We start from the raw sequence: 18,510 nt of genomic DNA, 5'->3' as shown, positions 1-18,510 counted from the left end.
CGGCGAGGGGTTCTAGGGTTGGGCGGCTTCGGCTGCGTACGACAGCACCCGCTCGGTCTTGACCCAGATCCAGGCGTCGACCCACTTCCAGACGTACGCGTACTGCCGATCGACGACCGCGCGTACGTCGCCGGGCAAGTCATCCAGCGGGACGACCTCGGCCGGACCTTCGGCGATGACCGCGATGTGGGTGTCGTCATCGTTCTCGGCGACGACAAGAGTCAGCCACGGTTGCGTCCGCAGATTGATGGCGCGGACCGACCCCGCCATCGTCGGCAGCCAGAACGCGCTGCCACTCCTGATGTACATCGACATCGACGCATGCGGCCGACCGTCCGGCCGAGTCGAACCGATCACCGCGTACTCGCGACGGCTCAGGTAACTCGTCAGCTGCTCGGCAGTCAGTCGACGCTCCGGCGGATAGCTCTTGGCAGTCGCCGCGGTCGCGCGACTGAAGGTCCGATCCTGCAACTCTGCCAGCGCATCAGCCATACGCCCCCACCAATCGTCGGTCGGTCGCGGAATACCCGGGCGCCCTCAGCCGCCTGGCTGAGTTCGTCCGCCAAAGCACATCTTGGGCCCCACAGTACGTCCGCCGCGGCCCAGCGGGTTTGGGGCTGGTGGCTGGAGTGGATTGTGAAGGTTTGGTTGCAGTGGGGTTCGACACAGGGGTGGGGGCGAACTCGAATGGGTGAAGGGGCGTCTCTACCTGCATTACCGGGTTGATTGAGGCTCGGCGCCGGAGTGGGTCATCGGGTGGGGATTCGATGAATGCGGCGAATTTCGGGTGGTTCGGAAATTCTGGGGGAATTTCATGGGTGCGGTGCGGGTGTCGTCGTTGGCTGGGCGCGGCGGGGTGGAATGCCAGGCGAGTCGGAAGTTGGGGCATGACGGGCGGCCGGCTGAACGGCTGGCGCGGGCGCAGGCTGCGGGTGGGGTTGGCACGCGGGCCGCGAGGACTGTCGAAGCGGCGCAGGGATTGCCGGAGATTCGGTGGGACCCCGGGTTGCCGGATGTGGTGTTGCCGGAGGCGCTGCCTTGGCGGCGGCGGGTTTTGAAACATCCGCGGTTGATGCAGAGCAATCGGTTGGCTTTGCTCGTGTTGATGGTCAACCTGGTGATCTTCGGGTGGGGACTGGGAAATCACTGGTGGCTCGAGGTGGTAAATGTCGCGCTGGTGACTCAGGTGAATTTCGCCTTGGGAATTCTGGTGCGGCAGCAGTTCTTCGTGAATTGGCTTTCCCGGGCGGTGATGAAGGTGCCCAAGTCGTGGCCGCTGCGGCTGCGATGGACGTTGGCGAAGGGGTACCACCTGGGTGGGCTGCATGTGGGTGGCGCCGTGTGCGGGACGTTGTGGTTTCTGGGGCTGACCGTCGTCGCGACCGGCGAGGTGGGCTTGGGGTTGCTGCTCGTGTACTACGTGCAGACGCTCTTGCTACTGGCGATCGTGATGACTGCCCGGCCAGGGTTCCGGGCCACGCGGCACGACCTGTTCGAGCGGGTTCACCGGTTCGGAGGGTGGGGGCTGTCGGTGCTGTTCTGGATCGGCGCGGTGCTGCTCGTGGACGAGCGGCGCGGCGCCGAGTCCCTGCCGACGGCACTGGCCGGTACGCCGACGGTGTGGGTGCTGGTGCTCACGACGCTCAGCTCGTTGGTGCCGTGGATGCTGCTGCGCCGAATCCCGATCGACGTCGTGCGGCCGTCGTCGCATGTCGCGCTGGTGCGGGGTGGTCGTGGTAGGCCGATGGCCGGGTCCACGCGGTCGATCTCGCGGCATCCGCTGCGGCAGTGGCACAGCTTCGCGGTGATCCCGACGCCGGGTGCACCAGGGTTCCGGATGGCGGTGTCCCGGGCCGGCGATTGGACCGGGGACTTCATCGACAACCCACCGTCACACGTCTGGGTACGGGGCGTCGCGACCGCCGGGATGGCGAACTACGGCACGGTCTTCCGCCGAGTGGTCTACGTAGTCACCGGAAGCGGGATCGGGCCCGTCCTCGCGCATGTCCTCGCGGCCCGGGTGCCGTACAAGCTGGTGTGGGTAACGCGTGACCCGGTGAAGACGTACGGGCAGGAACTGGTCGACGAAATCCTGGCCGCCCAACCCGACACCCTCATCTGGGACACCGACGCGCACGGCAAACCCGACATGGTGAAGCTGGCCTACTCGGCGTACTCGTCCTCCAACGCGGAGGCCGTGATCTGCGTGTCGAACAAGAAGGTCACGTGGTCGGTCGTACACGGGATGGAGCGTTTGGGCATCCCAGCCCTCGGCCCGATCTGGGACTCCTGACCAGAGGAGCCCAGGATCACAGCGGTGGTTGCGGCTCGCGCAGGTTCGTCAGCAGAAGGCCTGGGCCGCCGACTGCCACGGTGAGCGAACCGTCGGCTGCGGAAGACACCGCCATGCTCTCGATGGGGGTGCCGAACGCCAGTTTCGTGAGCATGCGGCCGGTATACGGGTTCCAGACCCGAATAGTGGAGTGGTGACCCGTGAGTACGAGGTCGCGTTCCCCCAGTCGCGCGAACTTCACTCCCCAGCAGGTGAGGGATGTCTCGACGGGAGGTATCCGGTCCGTTCCAGACTTCGCATCGCAAAATCGCAGCAGCCCGGGCGTGAGCACAGCGAGTACGTCGTCACCCTCGAGCACACCCAACGCGACGGCGACGTTCCAGGACTGGGTTCGGATCGGTCTGCCGAGTTGCCGAACGCGACGCCCCACCTCGATCAATCGCAGAAGTTGGTCGTCCTCGGTGACGGCGAGCCACAAGCGCCCGAGACCGTGATGGAACCCGCGAACGGTCGAGCCATCAGGCACAGCGTGCTGTCGTGTGGCCGGCCGGCCGGTGAAGGCGTCGTACACCCGGACCGGACTCGACCAGTCTTCCTGGGCGGTGAACAACGCGCGGCCGGCACCGACGTACAGCGTCACCGGTCGCCAGCGTCGATCCTTCGCCGGGTACTGGTGCAGCACGCGGGGTGGTTCGGAGGACGGATCGTCGAACTCCAGGAGCTCAACAGTCCCCTGGTACGACGTGAGCGCGATCAGCCGGTCGTCAACGTAGCCGGCCGCAACGTCCGCGACCGGATTCCGGGACTGCTTCACCGTCCTCACCGGCGCTTGACGGGCAACGGCGAATTCCCCCAGCAGGCGACCTTCAGCACCGGACCACCACTGCACGACTGCCAGATCGTTGCCTGTGACAACATCCGGCACCCCGGTGGGGGTCCTTTGCACGAGTACGATCGACCCAGCATGCCCCTCCGCCGGGACCCGCGCGGCGGACGGCTGGACGGGGTCCCAAAGCCGGGTGTTGCCGTCCAGGCAAGCGGAAGCCAGCATGGTCCGCCCGTCGACAGGTCCGAACTCGATCGAGGTGATCGCGTCCGGGTGCGGTAGGTGTGTGCCCGCGGCCGCTGGGCCGACTGGGCCTAGGTGAACCGTTCCGTGCATGTCGCCCGCCGCAAGCGTGGGCGTCCCCTCCACCAGCCCGAGAGCGACGGCGCGCACCTCGGCGTCGTACCGCCAAGGCTGGCCGCACAACCTGCGCCTCGTGCCGAACTCCCAGACACTGGCCAACCCAGCCTCGGTGCCGATGGCGACCAGGATCTCGTGATCCGCGACCTCGAGCAGGTCCACGGCGTTGACCTCGCCGCCGGCGTAGACCTCAGGGAGCCTCGGCTCCGGGGCGTCGAGGTTCCAGAGCGTCACGATCGCCTGGCTATGCCCGTGCCCAAGAGCTGCGATCAACCCGAGCGAGGTCTCCGCGAGAGCGACCGAGCGCACTTCCCCCGGCGATTGGATCGATCCCATCGCCGAAAGGCCCGAATCCGCCCAATGCAAAGACAACAGGCCCGTCCCACCTGCGGCGGCAACGACGTACCGGCCCCGCCACTCCGCGATCGCGATACTTCGGAAGGGGCCGCCATCGAGCGTGAGATCGTGCAGTCGCGCCCGCGTGGTGGCGTCCCAAATCGTCAGTCGACCCCCGCGGCTGATGACGGCGAGCGTTGCTCCACGCATCGCCACTGCGCCAAGCTCGGCTGGGCTGCGCAGCGGCTCACCCAGGACCTGTCCCGTTGACGCCTCCCACAGCGACACGTCGCCGCTGACTTCGCCGACTGCCAGGACCACACGACCGGCCATGAATCCGAAGGCCGCAGTCGGTCGCCCTCCCTCGCCAGGGCCGATCGGGGAACTGACGACGGTGCCGCCGGTCATCCAGGTGGACCAGCGTGGCCGCCAGGTCAGTCCTGGTCCGCTCCTGGTCGGAGGCACCATGCCGTTGGCGAGCAGCGCGGCGTCGAGCGCGGCCGCGTTGCCGCGCGGATCCTCCCAGGACAGGCGATGTCGTACGGATCGCCAAGCGCCCAGGACTTGCCACAGCTCGGAGTACGACGGAGGTTGTGTCAACCGCAGTAGCTCGGCCACGCGGACCGGATCGAGGTACGGGAGCTTCTCCGGATCCAGGATCTCCTCCAGCATTCCGGCTTCTGCTGCGTGGCTGGCCAGGTGTCTACGCACGTACGGCGGCACCTCGGTCATCGCAGCCTCCCATTCCACCCGGACATTGCCAGCAGGGCATGCGTAATGGCTCTCTGGGCATCCTCCCGACTGGACGCTCCCACTCGCCCCGCGGCCAGCGCCTCTCTCAGCTCGTCGTGGAACAGCCGGTAGACGACAGCGCCGTCCTCCACGTCGCGGATGAGATAGCCACTTACCCGATGAGCGAGTAGCCACTGGACATCGCTCGAATCGATCACCTCCGACCCATCGACGGCGGACGCGGCCGCAGGCCAGACATCGCGCCAGGGAACGCCACGTCCGAAGGTGAGTGCCGCCACCCGCAAGAGCCGCCAGACCTTCTCCCTGGCGCGTATGTCGGCGATCGAGGTCTGCAGATCGTCGAACACCAGTTGGTTGATCCCGGTCCCGAGAACCTCGCGCAACCGCTCGTCGTCGACCCCGCCAGGCGGCGTGTCCGTCAGGTGACGGGCCGCCAGTCCGCAGAGCAGATACGACCGTTCCGCCTGGGCCGCGATCCGGTCGGCCAGCTGGACTTGCTCATTGCTGGGCGTACTGCCTCGAGCCAGCAACTGGGCGGCATAGCTCGCGAGATCCTCGTGTTCCCAGAACTCGTCCGCGTCGACTCGCAGCCGGTCCGCGGCCAGAGCAGCGACGAGTACGTCGGCCAACTGGCGACCGCCAGGAACCTCGGCCGCCCCGGATCCGGATGACCTGACACCTATCAACAGCCGCATGCCCCGAGCCCGTGGCGGGTTGAGCCGCTCGAGCAGGGCCAGCGCGACCGCGGTCGGATCACTTGCCTCGTCGAGTCCGTCGATGACGACCGTTGGCGGCTCATCACGGCGAGACAGCTCGCTCAGGATCGCGGTGATCCAGTCGTCGAGGGTATTGCCCGGAGGTGCCGCCGCGCCGAGGGATTCGGCGAGCTGACGGGCGATCTGGTTCTGGGTCTTGCCGGTCGCGAGGATGGCGACGTCGACCGAGTCGATCGGGGGAACCGGCTCGGCCACGGCCACCGCGTCGGCGTACTGCTCGCGAAACATCGGATCGCTGCACGTGACCAAGCGGGCCAGTACGGCGGACTTCCCGCATCCCGCCCGGCCCGTGACGATCAGGGAGCCGGGCGCACCGGTGGCGAACTCGATCAAGCGATTCATCAACCGCTTCCGGCCAGTGAAGACCGAACCCTGTTCAGACGTCACTGGGGCACGATGCAGCCAATGTGTGTCAAGCGCACTTTGCAGTACGGCGAGATCGCGGCGGGCCGGGCTGGTCGCGACAGGAGTCACCCGGGCCGAGTCGAACCTGGGGTTCGGCAGACAGACACTCGACCCGTACGGCTCGTTGATGACGGTGATCTTCTGGCGATGCCGTACCGCCATCCGCTGCTTCAGAGTCCTGATGAACGGGGACGCATCGAGGTACTCGTCGAGGCTGTTGCTCTCCTTGACCCGGCCCTCCCGGTAATCGGCGATCAGCGTCTGGAGCTCGCCCGAGAAGGCTCCGAGGCCGGCATCGCGACCGGCCGGCGCGGTGAACAGGACGAACCATCCTTCCGGCAGATCGCGTTGGAGCGCCGCTGGGAGCTCGTCAACAGCGTCCGCCGCCTGGCAGAGGTCAACGATGACGACGACCTGCGTGAGATCCGTGTACGCCGCGATCCATCTGATCAGATCCGCCGTACTCAACGACCGGTGCGACAGCCTGCCCGGCTGGCTATCGTGCAGGACGACCCAGTGCACGCCCTGTTCGGTCTGGCCGTGCCCGGTGACATAGAGGAACACCGCGTCGCCGGCGCTGAGCTCGGCGCCGGTGACAAGCTTCTTGATCTGGTCGGACGTCGGGCAGCGGGCCAGCGGCTCGTATCCCTCGTTGGAGAACCGGCGATCCTGCAAGGCCTCGTCCATGAGCCAACCAGCGACCGCAGCGACTTCCGACTCGACGTCGAGTGGTGGATAGACGGCATTCGCAACGAACGTATCGGTGGCTATCGCGATGAAGCGGCGACGCAGTACGTCATCCATGCTCATACGGCGACCTCAGGCGACGGTCAGGGAGTCGGCGATCGTGGCACCGGTGGCCAGCTTGCCCAGGTAGCGCGTTGCGGCATGTGGTTCGTTGCCGTTGTCCACGACGCGGTCCACTACGGCCGACCAGTAGGGCTGCAGAGGACCGGCCAGCGCGACCGGATCTCTGCTGTCGTAGATGTTCACCCAGGTCTCCACTCCTGGCGGCGGACCGGGACGTCTTGCTGCTGGGCGCAGCCTTTCGCGAAGACTGCGCAACCCGAGCGGCGAGCCGATTGTCACCAGCGTCGTGATCCCGTGGTCCGGGATCGTGCACAAGGCCTCGTACGCGACGACGCTGCCGAGGGAGTGACCGACCATGATGTACGGGCGGTCCGCGAGTGCCTCGCGAATCCGGTCGTGCACAGCGTTCGCGAGGTCGTCATCGCTCTGGTAGCGGCGCACCTGCACAAGATCGCCGAAGAACAGCAGCCGACCTGCGACGCCGAAGCGCTGCTCGACCCAGTTCGCCAGTTTGCCCAGCCGCGGAGGTACGCCTTTCATCCCCTTGGACATCCGAGTGTCCGGCTCGTCCTCGTGCACCACCTCGTCTTGGATCGCCGCGAAGAACGCGATCGCGTCGGAATCGAGCTCCAGGTCGTCCTGACCACCCTTGGAGTCCGAATCCGAGAGGAACAGGTCGCCGTAGTACACGAGATCCATGCTGGGCTTGGGAAAAACGCGCCCGCGTGCTCGCTCGATACCGTCCCCCAGGGCAAGCCGCCACGGTTCGAGCACCTGGAGGCGACCACCTTGCTGCTGACTGATCCCATGAATGCCCACAACGTCGACCATGTCCCCCACCGTTCGACGACCCCACCTCGCAAATCCACAATCCGGCCGGGCCGCACTACTGTCAAGACACGAGCACAGGCGGTATTCGACCGGCCGGGAGTTAGTTGGCGAGTTGGTTGTGGAGTAGGGCTGCGATTGCGAGGTAGCCGGTGTCGGAGGGGTGGCCGTCGGCGTGGGTGCATATCAGGGTGAGAGTGCAGAGGGCGGCGCCGGTGTCGCCGTCGGGGTTGAAGGTTGGGAATGGGTTGGCGAAGGCGGCTCGGTTGGTCGCGGCGGCGTCGGCTAGGGCGAGGTTGAGTTGGCGGATGATCGGGTGGGTCAGGGGGAAGGTGCCGATGTTGGCGTTGTAGGCACCGAGTACGACGACTCGCGCGTCTGGGGCGGCTTGGCGGATGTGGGCCAGCGTGCGGGAGAGGTTCGACGCGATCGCGGCTATGGCGGCGGGTGCTCCGTCGATGATGCACTGCAAGTTGCCGTTGCATGAGGCAACAAAAGCGTTGGCGTCGTTGCCCCACAAAGAAAGGGTGATGACGTCGACCTTGCCACGGTGGCCGCGAAGGAACGCCAGCGCGGCCTCTTCCTGAGAGCCGACGAACGGATCGTGCAGCGGACGACCCGCGGTCTTCCACGGACACGGGCCGGCGGTGAAGGTGGTCGTGGACTCGCCAGGGCATCCGTAGTTCACCAGCGTCAACGGCCGGCCTCCGTGCTCGAGGCGACCTGCCAGAACGTGCGAGTAGCCGGTCTCGAACGCGTTAAGCGGCAGCCCCGCATCAACCTTCGGCCCTTGAAAGCCGAAAGCCAGCGAGTCACCGAGCGACAGGTAGTAGCGATCGCTGTCCGACGGTCCAGCGAGTGCCGGCGTCGAGCCGACCAAAACAACCACGGCCGCCAGGGCGGCAACGCACAACCTCGCGTACTTCCCCATCTCAATCCCCTCCCCTAATCAGGCTGCCAGGAACCTGTTGACCTCGTTGACCAGAACCGGCCACGCGGCTTCGTGCTCGGTGATGATGTGATTGCCGCTGTCCAAGAACACCAGGCGACTGCCCGGAATGAGCTTCGCCAACTCATGAGCCTGAGATTCGGGCACCCGGATGTCACGCCGTGAATGCACGATCAGCGTCGGACAGCGAACTCTCGGTGCGACGTCCGAGACATCGAGGTGTGCGAACGCGTCCAGGAACCTGACGACATTCTCCGCCGACGTCGTCGCCCGCTGCAGCTCGTTGAAGGCGTCCCAGCTTTCCCGCGGCGCGTCCGGCAGGAACTGGCTGGCGAACACCTGCCGGAACGCGGCGTCGTCGCGGCGCCAGCTCACCCGGCCCAGCGCGAGATCGAGGGATGCCTCCTGCCGCTCCTCCTCGGAACGGGCGCGGGCGAGCCGGCCGCGGCAGTAGGCGCCGACCAGGATGAGCCGGCTGACGCGCTCCGGGTGCAGTTCGGCGTACTTGATCGCCACCGCGCCGCCTTGGGACACGCCGAGCAGCGGGAACCGGTCCACGCCCGCGGAGTCGACCACCAGTTCGAGATCCTCGACCCACGCGTCGAGACCGAACTCGGTCACGTCCCAGTCCGAGAGCCCGCAGCCGCGTTCGTCGTACCGGATCAGTTGGTGCGTTCCGGCGAGCCATTGGATCCAGTGCTGCCAGATGATGCTGTTCCACTCGTGATCGAGGTGGGTGAGCCAGTTCGCGGCCTTGACCAGCGGCGGGCCTTCGCCACAGACCGCGAACGCGAGCCGCACCCCGTCCGGCGAGTGGCAGTACTGGATCTCCTGGGCCTGGCGCGCGGCCGGTAAAAGCGAGCCGGCCTCGCCCACGACCTCGACCGGGGCGACGAAGCGGTACCCGACGCCGTGCACCGTGGCGATCACTTCCTGCCGTTGCCCGTCGTCGCCGACCGCGCGGCGAGCGTCCTTGAGGCGGCTGGTCAGCGCGGAGTCACTGATGAAGCGGTTGCCCCAGACGGCGTCGAGAAGCTCGACTTTCGGTACGACGCGGTCCCGGTTCTCGATCAAGTGGACCAGGACACCGAAGACCTGGCGCTCGACGCGCACCTGATCGCCACCCCGCCGGATCACGAATCCGCGGGGATCCACTTCGCAGTCGTGGAAGCGATAAGTCATCAGTTCCCCCTGATCGAGAGTGTGCCACGAACGGGCCGCGTGGTCTCCAGCCGTTCTCGGGACGCTCTGCAGATCTTCTTCATGACTCCCGTACGACGCGCTGCCACCGTGATCCGACGGGACGCGGCCGGGTGGCCGCCCCGGACCATTCCGAGGGGGAATAAGAATGAACGAGGACCGACTGGCCCACGCCGTGGTGATCGGCGGGAGTATGGCTGGCATCCTGACCGCTCGAGTGCTGAGCGACCGTTTCGACCAGGTCACCGTGATCGAACGAGACCGGCTGCCGGACGGCCCGGACGTCCGCAAAGGCGTGCCACAAGCGCGCCACGTGCACTCGTTCTGGGCTGGCGGGATGGAGGTCGTCGAGCGCCTGCTCCCGGGCGTCGAAAGCGACTTGCTCACCGCCGGCGCAGTGCCCATGAACCTACCGACGGACATCGCCTGGTTGACCCCGGCCAACCGCTGGACCCAACCGCTCCCGGCGACACAGCGCCTCGTCTCCGCTACCCGCGCCCTACTCGAATGGACCGTGCGGAGCCACGTCGAGAAGGTTGCCAACATCAGCTTCCGCACCGAGCAAGAGGTCACCGCACTGAGGCTCGGGCCTACGGGCGACGTGTCGGGGCTGACGCTGCGCGGCCGGCACACCGGTACGACGGTCGACTTGTCCGCCGATCTCGTCGTCGACGCGAGCGGACGCGGCTCGAAACTGCCGGAGTGGCTCCGGGCGCTCGGCTTCGCGACTCCCGAGGAAAGCACCGTCGACTCGTTCCTCGGCTACGCGACGAGGTTGTTCGAGATCCCCGCCGGGTTCAGCGCTCGCTGGAAGTCCGTCTACATCCAGAACGCGCCGCCGACCCAGCCACGCGGCGGCATCATGTTCCCGATCGAAGGTAATCGCTGGGTGCTGACGCTGATCGGTGGCGGTGGCGATTACCCGCCGACCGACGAGCAAGGGTTCCGCGACTTCGCCGCAAGTCTGCGCAGCCCGTTGCTGGCCGACGTCCTCGGCGTCGCCCAGCCGGTCTCGCCGATCTGGGGCTATCGCCGTACGGCGAATCGCTGGCGCCATTACGAGAAGCTGGCCATGCCGGGACGGCTCCTCGTGATCGGCGACAGCCTTTGCGCGTTCAACCCCGCGTACGGCCAGGGCATGACGGTCGCGGCGAAAGAGGCGGACGTACTGGCGGGCATCCTCGCCGGCTGCCGCTCCCAGGCCGACCTGTCCCGCGCACTCCGAGGGGCGCAGCGTGCGATCGCGGCGCGGGCCAAGGGTCCGTGGATGCTGGCCACCGGTTCGGACCTGCGGTACCCGACGACCGTAGGCGCGAGCCAGACCTGGATGGACCGGGTCGTCAACAAGTACCTCGATCGCGTCCTGGCAGCCGTCTCCGACGATCCGATCGTGAGCGCCGCGTTCCTACGGGTACTCAACCTGATCGACGAGCCACAAGCCCTCTTCTCGCCCCGCCTCATGCCCCGCGTACTCCGTAGCCGGAGCCGGAACCGCCCGGCCGCCGTCTCGAACGGCTTCGTCGTCGACAAGCAACTGACAACGACGATGGCGGAGTAAAGCCCGGCTCTTCTGTCAGATGCACGGGTCGCACCGCCGGCCGCCTCCCCTTCTTCCGCGAGTGGTCGCGTCCGACCCTGACCACTCGCGGAAGGTGGAGATGGGAGGAAGGTGCAGACGCGACCACTCGCGGAGATGGGGAGGCCGGTCGCTGGGTTCCGGGGTCGACCTCGCTCGCCGCGGAAGCGCCTCGGCCCCGGTTGGCCATGGGATGCAGTACACGGCGAATCCCCTATTCCCAACACCTCGCGGGTTCTGCGGTGAACGCCCTGCGGGTTTGCGGACCCCCAGCACCACACGGTCGCCGTATTCGGCCCCGTTCGGCCTGTCTCGGGCCACCGTGTGGACCTGGCGGTCCGGGCGTGGACACCAGCGCAACCAAAACCATGCAGCCGTGCAGGTTGAAATGCTCCGCCCTGGACTTTTGGCTGCGCTGGTGTCCGGCAAATGGCTCGCGTGCCCACACATCCGAGCGAGGGTCAAAGAACCTCGCCGGCTCCCCCGCTGGACGAGGGAGCCGGACCGAGGTGCCGATCAGCCGAACGCGGAGGCTCAGCTTGGGCGCGGCGGCTCGGCTGAACGCGACGGCTCAGTTGAATGCGCCGGCGAACATGCCGGGCTGGTAGGAACCGCCCTTCTGATGCAGGATCACGGCGAGCCGGTTGGCCGCGTTGATCATGGCGACCAGGGAGACCAGCGTCGCGATCTGGTCATCGTCGTAGTGCTCGCGCACCCGGGCCCAAGTCTCATCGGACACGCCTTGGTGAGCGTCGGCGAGCCGAGTCCCCTCCTCCGTGAGTGCCAGCGCGGCCCGCTCGGCCTCGCTGAAGACCGTCGACTCGCGCCAGGCGGCGACCAGGTTGAGCCGGACCGCGGTTTCGCCGGCGGCCGAAGCCTCCTTGGTATGCATGTCGATACACCAACCGCAGCCGTTGATCTGGCTGGCGCGCAGGCTGACCAACTCCTGCGTGGCCTTCGGCAGCGAAGATTGCTCGAGCACCATGCCGAGGCCGGCGAAACGCTTGGCGAACTTCATACCCATCTCGTTGCTGAACAGGTCCAAACGGGTTTCCATGACTTCGTCCTCACTCGTGAGCTCCGTGCGGATGCACTGACGAGCACAAGACGCCCGCGACTCGATCCCTGTGACAGCTCGGTCGCATGACGTACGCCACAAGCGAGTACGGCCCGCACAGCCCATACCGACTTTCTGGCGGTCGGGCTCGATGACACGCACGACGCGCTCTTCGCCGCGGGGGTACGGCTCACCCGCGTACTTCATGGCCAACTCGCGCTGTGCTCCCTCAGCGACTTCAGCGAAGGTTGGCGAGTTCAGCGAGGGTTGGCGGCGCGCCAGGCGACGTAGTCGGCGACCGCCGCGGCGACGTCGAAGTCCGGTGCGAAGCCGGTCTCCTGGGCAAGCCGGGTGGTGTCGAGGTAGGGGTTGTCGCCCGGCCCCGCCTCGCGTCCGGACAGAAGGTCGAGCTGCAGGCCGGGGGTGATCGCCTGCAGGGCCTGCGCGAACTCGCGATTGGTGACCGGCCGACCGCTGGAGACGTTGTACGTGTCGTGCCGCAGGGTCTCCGCGGTCGTCAGGAGGGCGATCGCGCGCCCAGCGTCAGGCGCGTAGCAGCTGTCACCGCCGTCGTCGGCGTACAGCGGCTGAGGCTTCTCACCGCGGAGCACGGCGCTGATGTACGGCGGGACGTAGTAGAACGGCGTTTCCGGGTCGACGAGCGGTCCCCAGATGGTCCCGATCCGGAGTACGACCGGCTGGACGCCGCTGCCTTGCAGGCTGTGCGTGGTGAGCGGCTCGAGGGCCTTCTTGTAGGCGACGATCAGATGCGGCAGCTCCGCGGTAGGCAGCTCCAGCCCTTCGTGCCAAGGGTTTTCGGTCCGGCCGATGTACACGCCGAGGCTGCTGGCGACCGCGAACCTGCGGACGCCCCACGTGCGGGCGGCATCCAGCGCGTTGAGCAGGCCGGCCATATCCGTGCGGAAGAACTGGACCGGATCCTCGGGGATGCTGCCTGCGAGGTGGACGATGTCGCTGATGTCGTGGCGATCGCCGAGGGCGAGAAACGCATCCCGGTCGGTGACGTCGAGGGATTCCACGACGACCTTGCCGGTGAGGAACGACGGGACCTCGGCCCGGCGGTGTGAGGTGACGACGACCTCGTGTCCCAGGTCGACGAGCGCGCGGGCGGTGTGGGCGCCGATCATGCCCAGCCCTCCGGTGACGAGGATCATCGGACCACCTCGTAGTGGAGGTGGGTCACGCCGGGCGCCGGAATGGCCTCCAGCAGACGGAGGCGTACGTGCTTCGGGACCTCCTGAAAGAGACTGCGACCGCCGCCCAGCAGGATGGGCACCTGGTGCAGGATCACCTCGTCGACCAGATCCGCTGCCAGCGCGGAGGTCAGCGCACCGCCGCCCATCACGGCGACATCCTTGCCCCCGGCAACCTCGCGTGCCGCCGCGATCGCGTCCTCGATGCCGGTGCTGATGAGCGTCTGCTGCTCGCTGATCTCAGGGGCGGGCCGGTGACTGAGGACGAAGAGTGGCGCCGTCGGGTGCGGGCTGCCGCCGCCGAAATGGCTGGAATGCTCGTAGGTGGTGCGCCCCGCGACCGTCGCGCCCACTCGCGCCGCGATCGTGTCGAAGAACCGGGCACTCGGCTCGCTCAGCTTGAATCCGGCGAACACCTCGCTCGGCGTATCCCCGTCCATGTACCAGTCGAAAAGCATCGGCGCGTCACCCAAACCGCGCCCAAATTCCTCTTCGCCGTCGGGAGTGCGACCACTGATATAGCCGTCGACCGAGACCGCGTGGCCGGCGAAGACCTTGCTCATATCTCTCCTCCTGTTGATCAAATGGCTTGGGGAAAGTCGAAGAATCGGTGCGGATCGTAGGCCTTCTTGATATCTGTCAGCCGGGGGTAGTTGCCCGCGTGGTACGCCGCTGCCCAGTCGTCAAGCGCAGGGTCGGGGAAGTTGAGGTAGACGCGTCCCGAGCTGTCGGCATGGGCGGTCGCCCAGGAAGAATCAACCCAAGGATCCGCCGGCTCGGCGATGTGCTCGAGCAGGAAGCGTTCGCCGCGATGGGCGAACGCGGTGGCGCCCTCGGCAACCCTGTTGTACGCCCCGCCCATCGCGGTGAACGACATCTGCCGTCGGCCCGTGGTCCTCGGCTCGCCGAGCTGAGTCAGGAGCGATGCGAGGGTGCTGCGGGAGATCGAGTGGGAGAAGAATTCCGACCTGATCCGCAGGGCACTTTCGGGGACTTCTCGTGGGTCGGCAAAGGTGCTCTTCAGCTGGCTGTACGGCAAACCCGCGCGCAACTCGATCGCCGAGTCCTGATCGATGAACTCACGCAGCAGCTCGCAAGTCGGTCCCTCCTCGAGAGTGGACGCTCCGAAGAGGGTGGCCTGGACAGACGCGCCGGGCTCCGACACCAGGCTGAGGTTGACGGTGAGTTCGTCCGGGGCGTCCGGTGCCCAGGCTTGCCAGGCTGAGACCAATTCCTCGAGAGCAACGTCCGACCAGTGCGCCTCGATGCGAGTGGTCATCGGCTCGGGGACGGTGTCGAACCGCAATGACGTGACCACCCCGAACTGGCCGCCGCCCGCGCCCCGCAAACCCCAGAACAAGTCCGGTTCGTGGTCGTCGTCGCAATCCACGACGCTGCCGTCCGGGAGCACAATCTGTACGCCGACAAGGCGATCGCAAGTCAGCCCATGCTTGCGCCCGAGCAGACCGATCCCGCCGCCAAGCGTGAGGCCCGTAATGCCGACAGTGGGGCCGCACCCGGCCGGCAGCGTCCGGCCATAGGCGTGCAACCCCGCGTACACCGGACCCAGTTGAGCGCCGGCTCCGATCGTGGCGATCCCGCCGGCTGCCACGGAGATGCCATCGAGGCCGGATAGGTCGAGCACGATCCTGTGCGTCGACGATCGGCCCGAGAAGCAGTGTCCCCCGCCGCGAGGCGCGATCCGGTCCCCCGTGGCTGTCGCGTACCTGATCGCGGCAACGACATCCGAGACCGAGAGGCAGCGAACCACGAGCCGCGGACGCACCTCCCGATAGGCGACGTTGACCGGGCGGCGAATCGCGTCGTATCCCGGTGAGTCTGGGCTGAACAACTCGCCGTCGAGTGAATCGGCGAACTCGGCTAGGTCGGACACAAGTTCGAAACTACGGGCCATCGCGACGCCGGGTCTTGAACAAATCGCGCAGGGTCAGACTCGGAGCGGCTGCCTGCTACGACTGGCCAGGAAGGGCAGGTAGGACCCGGAGTGGTCATGGTCGCAGGCGCACCGATCGGCGTTGACGCCGAGGAGCTGGCGCGGGGTGAGACCGGTCAGACGGAGGCATTCCCGGCTGAGGTGTGCCTGGTCGGCGTACCCGACGTCGATTGCCAGGCCCGCCATGCCGTCTGCGCCACGCCGGCCCGTTGCGGCGGCGCCGGCCTGAGCCAGAGCGAGGAATCCCTGAAATCGCAGCGTCCGCTGAAGGACCTTGGGACTCATCCCAACTGCCTGCAGGCAGCGGCGGCGCAGTTGGCTCGGGGATAGTGCCAAATGAGCGGCCAGGGCGTCGATATTGACCGGCTGCCACGGCATCAGTGCCGTCACGGCTTCGCCCATCAGCGGATCCACATGGACCCTGGTTCGAAACTCCTGCAGGAGATGGGCCTGCAAGAACGCCAGTGCCCGCTCAGGCGTCCCGGCCAGCGCCATCGCCTCCACAAGGCGATCCGCCGAACTTCGCCACAGGTCCCCCAGGCCCAAGCGCTGGTTCACCAAGTCGTCAAGCACGGTTGGGAGAGGCGGCGCGGTCCCCGGATGGAACCGCACACCCACGATGGTCGTGTGCGCCGGAAGGACCTCGACCACCGGACCGGTCAGCGGACCGACCAGCTGGGGCCGGCCACCGATCGGAAAGTGGATCTCGACCCCGCCCGTGGGCAAGTGCCGCTGCACGTACGGCGCCGCACCGGTGCGCTGGATCCAGACCGTCCGCACCACGCCCGCCAACCCCGGCGACGGCGGACGCTCGACGTACGAATCCATACCAGTAATCCTCGCACCGAACCGGCCCACCACAACCGATCAGACGCCGCGGACCACCGCGCCGGTGACGCCGAAGTCTTCCGGCAGCAGCCGGTTCGGGTTAACCGGCTAGCCACCAGACTGTGAAGCGCCGTGCGCGCGGATCGAGACGACATGGGCTCTGGGGGTGCCGTTGGTGGTGAGGCAGCGAAGTCGGAGGTCGGTTAGCCGGGCGGGGGCGGGGAGGAAGTGGCGGAGGGTGCGGTGGTGGTTGTTGGTGATGGTGGCGATGGGCCGCCAGTCGGCGGATGCCTGGCGGGCTTCGAGGATGTAGGAGTTGAGGAGGCTGGGGAGGGATTCGAAGGGGGTGCGGTGGTGGTGGAGGTTGATGAGGTCTTCGTCGAGGTCGGCGTCGAGGATCACAACGATCTCCGCGATCTCGACCGGCGTGGGCCAGGTGAGTTCGATCCACGGGCTGGGGTCCCAGGCGAGGTCTTCGGAGGACCAGAGGTTCGGGCCGCCGTAGGGGCGCGAGTAGCCGCCGATGACCTTGTCCGGGGAGTACGCCGAGGTTTCGCCGAGGCGGAGGCACAGGCCGGCTCGGGGGAGGATGTGTTTCCAGGCGCGAAACTGTTCGGTCCACTGCTCGTCCGGAGCCGGGTCGCGGTGGGCGAGGAAGATCATGCCGGGCAGGGCGGACGCGGCGGTGTGGACCGCGATCACCGGGTTCTGCTTGAGGACCACCATCGCGTTGGCCGGCTTGTCCGGACGCCACTCCAGCGGTACGTCGATCCACCGCTTCTCCCCCGCCGTCACCGAGACCTCAGCCGAGTCGATGAGCGCCAACGGCAGGTAGTTCTGGGGTTTCAGCGGATCGTGCAGCTCGACGGTCAGTACGGCATCTTCGGACGCGTCGACCAGCAACTGCAGGCCATGAAGCGCGGGATCGACCGGGACGACCATCGCGATGTCAGTGGTCAATGGCAAGGTTCCGGAGGAGACCTCGACGGCCGGACGAGTCAGGGTGGACGACGCGGAGACGGAGGCGGTCAGGGCAAGGTTGGCCGGGTCGTCGTCGATGACCCCCAGCACCGAGGCATCGGCGCGGGTCAGGGCCTGCCGCATCAGCTCGAAGCGGTCGCGCGCCAGCTCGCGCGGCGCCAGACCGTTGCGTAGGGCCACAGAAGCGGCGATACCGACGGCTTCCCCGAGGAGGGCACAGGTCGCCATCACGCGCGTCGTACCGAACGCCACGTGACTCGCGCTGATGTTCCGCCCCGCCATCCACAGGTTGGCGATGTTCCGCGAGTACAAGGACCGCAACGGAATGTGGTAGCTCCCATCGGGATGCCAGTGCTTGGAACCGCGCTCGGACGCATAGACACCACCGACAGGATGCAGGTCGATCGACCACCCACCGAAGGCGACTCGGTCCTCGAAGGACATCTGCTCGAGTACGTCGTGCTGCGTCAGCACGTGGTCCCCGAGGAACCGCCGGTACTCCCGCTTCCCCGGCACCGAACCGATCCACTCCAGGGTCAGGTTGTCCGCGTCGAAGTGGCCAGAGTTCTTGATGTAGTCCCAGATCCCGTAGACGACCGCCTGCAGTTCGTCCCGGATCCGTTCGTTGTCGTCGACAACATCCAACTCACCTCCCCACTCGATCCACCAGTAGGCACAGCCGTTCAGGTCCGTCCGGATGATCCGGCGATCGGGAATCGCGGTGGCGGTGATGTCCCGCGCGAAGGACGGCGGTACGAACCGCGCCGGCGCGCCGGTGTCCTTGGTGTAAAAGAGGATCGTGCTGCCCAACGTGTTGCCGTCCGGCACCTCCGGCGCCCAGGACTCGCCGTACATCGACCGAGGTTCGCGACCGGTCCGATAGTCCGCACCGGCGAGATGACCGACCAACCCGTCACCTGAGCAGTCGGCGAAGGCAGCGCTATGAAACGTGATCTCCTTCTCCGACCCCAGCTGCCACCCGGTGACCGATCGAATCACGCCATCCGCGGCATCCACGGTCCGCACGTCCGTGTTCAGGAACAGTGAGATCCGCGGCTCCGCCCTGACCGCTTCCAGCAGCACAAGGTCCCAGTAGTACGGGTTGCCTTCCGGATTGCGGTACTGGTTCTCGACGAACAGCTCGCCCATGATCCCGGTCTCCCGGGCGAAGTGCTGGACACCGTGGGCGGTCGCCCCGCACACCCACACCCGCACCTCACTGGAGGAGTTCCCGCCGAGCACCGGCCGGTTCTGGACCAGGGCGACTGTGCTGCCCTGCCGGGCGGCGCCGATCGCCGCGCAGATTCCGGCGAGACCTCCGCCGACGACGGTCAGATCGGTGTGGACGTCGAGCTGCTGCATGC

At 67.1% G+C, this 18,510-nt stretch carries 14 protein-coding genes; 2 read left to right on the top strand and 12 right to left on the bottom strand.

Annotated elements, in window-relative coordinates:
• Positions 1–12: 12 nt before the first annotated feature.
• Complete coding sequence (locus OG394_RS03420) at positions 13–492, bottom strand: pyridoxamine 5'-phosphate oxidase family protein (RefSeq protein WP_328993348.1); 480 nt, start codon at positions 490–492, stop codon at positions 13–15.
• A gap of 322 nt (positions 493–814) precedes the next feature.
• On the opposite strand from OG394_RS03420, the gene OG394_RS03415 reads away from it, so the two are divergent.
• On the top strand, positions 815–2,293 hold the full coding sequence (locus OG394_RS03415) for a hypothetical protein (RefSeq protein ID WP_328993347.1): 1,479 nt from the start codon (positions 815–817) through the stop codon (positions 2,291–2,293).
• 16 nt (positions 2,294–2,309) lie between these two features.
• On the opposite strand, the gene OG394_RS03410 is transcribed toward OG394_RS03415, so the two are convergent.
• From OG394_RS03410 to OG394_RS03390, 5 genes are all read right to left on the bottom strand, one after another.
• The gene (locus tag OG394_RS03410; RefSeq protein ID WP_328993346.1) at positions 2,310–4,547 is read right to left on the bottom strand and encodes a WD40 repeat domain-containing protein; all 2,238 of its coding nucleotides are present in this window, start codon (positions 4,545–4,547) and stop codon (positions 2,310–2,312) included.
• A complete protein-coding gene (locus OG394_RS03405; RefSeq protein WP_328993345.1) occupies positions 4,544–6,559 on the bottom strand; it encodes an ATP-binding protein in 2,016 nt (671 codons plus the stop codon). Before OG394_RS03405 ends, OG394_RS03410 begins: the two co-directional genes overlap by 4 nt.
• A 9-nt stretch (positions 6,560–6,568) precedes the next feature.
• Positions 6,569–7,390 carry an alpha/beta fold hydrolase gene (locus OG394_RS03400; protein ID WP_328993344.1) on the bottom strand — a complete coding sequence of 274 codons (822 nt, stop codon included), beginning with the start codon at positions 7,388–7,390 and terminating at the stop codon, positions 6,569–6,571.
• A 100-nt stretch (positions 7,391–7,490) separates the two neighbouring features.
• Positions 7,491–8,318 (bottom strand): GDSL-type esterase/lipase family protein, encoded by an 828-nt coding sequence (locus OG394_RS03395; protein WP_328993343.1) that lies wholly within the window; start codon positions 8,316–8,318, stop codon positions 7,491–7,493.
• Positions 8,319–8,336: 18 nt separating this feature from the next.
• Complete coding sequence (locus tag OG394_RS03390) at positions 8,337–9,518, bottom strand: alpha/beta fold hydrolase (protein ID WP_328993342.1); 1,182 nt, start codon at positions 9,516–9,518, stop codon at positions 8,337–8,339.
• Between the two features lie 166 nt (positions 9,519–9,684).
• Between OG394_RS03390 and OG394_RS03385 the strand changes: the two genes are divergently transcribed.
• Entirely contained in the window at positions 9,685–11,094 is a 1,410-nt protein-coding gene (locus tag OG394_RS03385; protein WP_328993341.1) for an FAD-dependent oxidoreductase, read from the top strand.
• Between the two features lie 589 nt (positions 11,095–11,683).
• On the opposite strand, the gene OG394_RS03380 is transcribed toward OG394_RS03385, so the two are convergent.
• The 6 genes from OG394_RS03380 to OG394_RS03355 form a co-directional block, all read right to left on the bottom strand.
• Positions 11,684–12,169 (bottom strand): carboxymuconolactone decarboxylase family protein, encoded by a 486-nt coding sequence (locus tag OG394_RS03380; RefSeq protein ID WP_328993339.1) that lies wholly within the window; start codon positions 12,167–12,169, stop codon positions 11,684–11,686.
• Positions 12,170–12,426: 257 nt separating this feature from the next.
• Entirely contained in the window at positions 12,427–13,344 is a 918-nt protein-coding gene (locus OG394_RS03375) for an NAD-dependent epimerase/dehydratase family protein (protein WP_328993338.1), read from the bottom strand.
• A complete protein-coding gene (locus OG394_RS03370; RefSeq protein ID WP_328993337.1) occupies positions 13,341–13,946 on the bottom strand; it encodes a dihydrofolate reductase family protein in 606 nt (201 codons plus the stop codon). The genes OG394_RS03375 and OG394_RS03370 overlap by 4 nt, the downstream gene beginning before the upstream one ends.
• Before the next feature lie 17 nt (positions 13,947–13,963).
• Entirely contained in the window at positions 13,964–15,277 is a 1,314-nt protein-coding gene (locus OG394_RS03365) for an FAD-binding oxidoreductase (protein ID WP_328993336.1), read from the bottom strand.
• A gap of 54 nt (positions 15,278–15,331) precedes the next feature.
• Complete coding sequence (locus tag OG394_RS03360) at positions 15,332–16,165, bottom strand: DUF6597 domain-containing transcriptional factor (protein WP_328993335.1); 834 nt, start codon at positions 16,163–16,165, stop codon at positions 15,332–15,334.
• Between the two features lie 108 nt (positions 16,166–16,273).
• The gene (locus tag OG394_RS03355; RefSeq protein WP_328993334.1) at positions 16,274–18,508 is read right to left on the bottom strand and encodes an FAD-dependent oxidoreductase; all 2,235 of its coding nucleotides are present in this window, start codon (positions 18,506–18,508) and stop codon (positions 16,274–16,276) included.
• Positions 18,509–18,510: the final 2 nt, after the last annotated feature.

This window comes from Kribbella sp. NBC_01245, assembly GCF_036226525.1.
Taxonomy (GTDB): Bacteria; Actinomycetota; Actinomycetes; order Propionibacteriales; family Kribbellaceae; genus Kribbella.
This window is presented reverse-complemented; position numbering and strand designations above follow the sequence as displayed.

Coding starts and splice junctions, on each gene's coding strand:
- OG394_RS03420 (WP_328993348.1), bottom strand. CDS start 492: ATGGCTGATGCGCTGGCAGAGTTGCAGGATCGGACCTTCAGTCGCGCG.
- OG394_RS03400 (WP_328993344.1), bottom strand. CDS start 7,390: ATGGTCGACGTTGTGGGCATTCATGGGATCAGTCAGCAGCAAGGTGGT.
- OG394_RS03385 (WP_328993341.1), top strand. CDS start 9,685: ATGAACGAGGACCGACTGGCCCACGCCGTGGTGATCGGCGGGAGTATG.
- OG394_RS03370 (WP_328993337.1), bottom strand. CDS start 13,946: ATGAGCAAGGTCTTCGCCGGCCACGCGGTCTCGGTCGACGGCTATATC.
- OG394_RS03395 (WP_328993343.1), bottom strand. CDS start 8,318: ATGGGGAAGTACGCGAGGTTGTGCGTTGCCGCCCTGGCGGCCGTGGTT.
- OG394_RS03360 (WP_328993335.1), bottom strand. CDS start 16,165: ATGGATTCGTACGTCGAGCGTCCGCCGTCGCCGGGGTTGGCGGGCGTG.
- OG394_RS03390 (WP_328993342.1), bottom strand. CDS start 9,518: ATGACTTATCGCTTCCACGACTGCGAAGTGGATCCCCGCGGATTCGTG.
- OG394_RS03380 (WP_328993339.1), bottom strand. CDS start 12,169: ATGGAAACCCGTTTGGACCTGTTCAGCAACGAGATGGGTATGAAGTTC.
- OG394_RS03375 (WP_328993338.1), bottom strand. CDS start 13,344: ATGATCCTCGTCACCGGAGGGCTGGGCATGATCGGCGCCCACACCGCC.
- OG394_RS03405 (WP_328993345.1), bottom strand. CDS start 6,559: ATGAGCATGGATGACGTACTGCGTCGCCGCTTCATCGCGATAGCCACC.
- OG394_RS03355 (WP_328993334.1), bottom strand. CDS start 18,508: ATGCAGCAGCTCGACGTCCACACCGATCTGACCGTCGTCGGCGGAGGT.
- OG394_RS03410 (WP_328993346.1), bottom strand. CDS start 4,547: ATGACCGAGGTGCCGCCGTACGTGCGTAGACACCTGGCCAGCCACGCA.
- OG394_RS03415 (WP_328993347.1), top strand. CDS start 815: ATGGGTGCGGTGCGGGTGTCGTCGTTGGCTGGGCGCGGCGGGGTGGAA.